A 2,541-nucleotide genomic window follows, 5' to 3' on the forward strand; every position below is an offset into this window, starting at 1 on the left:
CCTGGCCGAGCACCGCCAGCAGCAGCGGGCTGCCCTCCTCGATGCTGCCCGCACCCTCCTCACCGCGGGAGGCATGGAGGCCCTGACCTTTCCCGCGCTCGCGGCACGCACCGGGCTGGCGCGCTCCTCGGTCTACGAGTACTTCCGTTCCCGAGCTGCCGTGGTCGAGGCGCTGTGCGAGGTCGATTTCCCGCTCTGGGCGGCCGAGATCGAGGCCGGGATGGAGAGCTGCGACACCGCGGCCGGTCGGATCGAGGCGTACGTCCGGGGGCAGCTCGCCCTGGCCGGGGACCCGCGGCACCGGGCGGTGGTGGCGATCTCGGCGCTGGAGCTGGACGAGGCGGCGCGCGAACGCATCCGGGCGGCGCACCGCAACTTGGTCGGGCTGGTCGTCCAGGCCCTGGAAGACCTCGGGCACGAGGGGCCGCGGCTGGCGGCGGCGCTGCTCCAGGGGATCGTGGAGGCCGCGGTGCGGCAGGCCGAGCAGAGCGCCGCAGGCGGCTGCGCCGAGAGCCCCGACGCCATTGCGGACGCGGCCGTCGCCCTCGCCCTGCGCGGCCTCGACCGGCGCTGACGCGATCGGTGTGCTGACGCCGTCGGCGCGCCCCCGAGCCTGCCCGGCAGGCCCGCTCCGGGGACCGGCTCAACCGGCGCCTCCGAGCGGGAGCAGCCGCGAGGCACCGGCGCCGAGCAGGGCCGGCGGGTCGAGGTAGCGCTCGCCGCGCAGCAGGCCCCAGTGCAGGCAGTCGGTGCCGCCGCAGTGGCCGGTGCCGGTGCCGGTGCCAGTGCCGGTGCCGCCCGCGAGCTGTCCGATCACCTGACCGGCCGCGACCGTGGTGCCCACCGGGACGGCACCGGTGACCGGTAGGTAGGTGGTCCGCAGGGGTGGAGCGCCGGAGTCCGGGTGGACGACGGTGACCACCGGCCGACCGGCCACCGGACCGGAGTACGAGACCACGCCCGGTGCCGCGGCACGGACGTCCGAGCCGGGTGCGGCGACCAGGTCGACGCCCCGGTGGCCGGCCGCCCACGGCTTCGGCGGGGCGTCGAACCGGGTGAGCAGGCCCTCCGGTCCACCCACCGGCCACGCCCGCCCGGGACCGGCTCCGGCCGTGGACCCGGCAGCTCCGCTTCCGCCGGCGCCCCGGCCGCCCGCCGTGCCGCCCACGCCACCCGCCGAGCCGCCCGAGCCGCCCGAGCCGCCCGAGCCGCCCACGCCGCCAGCCGCGTGACTCGCCGGCCCCGGCGCACCGGCCGGCAGCGACGTCAGAAGCAGTGCCGCGAGCACCATCAGCACCGGCCGCCGAAGCCGAGCCCCAAGCCGAGCCCCAAGCCGAGCCCCAGGACGAAGCCGAGGTCGAATCCGGAGCCGAGCCCTGAGCTGAGCCCGGAGCCGAACCCCGAGCCGAACCCCGAGCCGGAACGGAAGGCGGAGCCCGGGGCGCGAACCGGCGCCCCCGACAGCAGCAGTCACATGCACAGCACTCATACGACCGAGGCTCGGTGTGGCCGGCCGCCCCCACCACCCCGCTCCCGATTCCTGTGGACGAACCAGGCTCTGTGGACAAAGGGGATCCCCCGCAGGACGTCGCCGCCGCCCCCGCGATTGCCGCCGTCACTCCTGAGGGTGTACAGCGCCCGCGCCGCCCCACCCGCACGCTGACACCGGCCGCCCACTCCCCACCCAAACCCCGCCCCGCCTCCGCCCCATCTCCGGCCGGCCCCCGTCCTGCCCCCGTCCTGCCCCCGCTCGGCCCCCGTCCGAGCCCGTTGGAGTCGCCCGGCGCTCGGCGCTTCCCGTACACTTCACACGCGACCCGGTCCGCCGGGTCGACTTCGCACGCCCCGCCACCGGTGGACGGATGCGGCTCAGCCGCCGCCCCCGCCAGGTGCGAGTGCCGCTCGGTCCGCCGAGCCCGACCGGTCCCCGGACCGCTCGGGTGGAAGCGGCTCGGCACGTTCGGGGCGTCAGGCGTGGCTGTCACCTGGCTGCCACGGACAAAACCGAGCCTGACCCGGCCGTTCGCAGAAGCCCGAGCGGGAGCGCCACCGTGCGCACCGCGAGGACGACTGCGCGAGATCCGGGCGCAACACCTGAGGAGCACGGCTATGGCCGTCGTCACGATGCGGGAGCTGCTGGAGAGCGGCGTCCACTTCGGTCACCAGACCCGCCGCTGGAACCCGAAGATGAAGCGCTTCATCATCACCGAGCGCAACGGCATCTACATCATCGACCTCCTGCAGTCGCTGAACTACATCGACCGCGCCTTCGAGTTCATCAAGGAGACCGTTGCCCACGGCGGCAGCGTCCTCTTCGTCGGCACGAAGAAGCAGGCCCAGGAGGCCATCGCCGAGCAGGCCACCCGCGTGGGCATGCCCTACGTGAACCAGCGCTGGCTCGGCGGCATGCTGACCAACTTCTCGACCGTCTACAAGCGCCTGCAGCGCCTCAAGGAGCTCGGCGAGCTGGACTTCTCGGACGTGGCCGGTTCCGGCCTCACCAAGAAGGAGCTCCTGGTCCTGCAGCGCGAGCACGACAAG

At 74.7% G+C, this 2,541-nt stretch carries 3 protein-coding genes; 2 read left to right on the plus strand and 1 reads right to left on the minus strand.

Going from position 1 to position 2,541, the window contains the following annotated elements; translation table 11 throughout:
• Position 1: 1 nt before the first annotated feature.
• Complete coding sequence (locus MCM47_RS39700; protein ID WP_238864085.1) at positions 2-574, plus strand: TetR/AcrR family transcriptional regulator; 573 nt, start codon at positions 2-4, stop codon at positions 572-574.
• A gap of 69 nt (positions 575-643) precedes the next feature.
• Here the strand turns inward: MCM47_RS39700 and MCM47_RS39705 are convergent, their stop codons facing one another.
• The gene (locus tag MCM47_RS39705; protein ID WP_238951715.1) at positions 644-1,081 is read right to left on the minus strand and encodes a M23 family metallopeptidase; all 438 of its coding nucleotides are present in this window, start codon (positions 1,079-1,081) and stop codon (positions 644-646) included.
• A gap of 1,028 nt (positions 1,082-2,109) precedes the next feature.
• On the opposite strand from MCM47_RS39705, the gene rpsB reads away from it, so the two are divergent.
• On the plus strand, positions 2,110-2,541 hold a 432-nt coding region (rpsB, locus tag MCM47_RS39710), incomplete at its 3' end, for a 30S ribosomal protein S2 (protein ID WP_238951716.1).

The sequence above is a fragment of the Kitasatospora sp. A2-31 genome (assembly GCF_022288725.1).
Taxonomy (GTDB): Bacteria; Actinomycetota; Actinomycetes; order Streptomycetales; family Streptomycetaceae; genus Kitasatospora.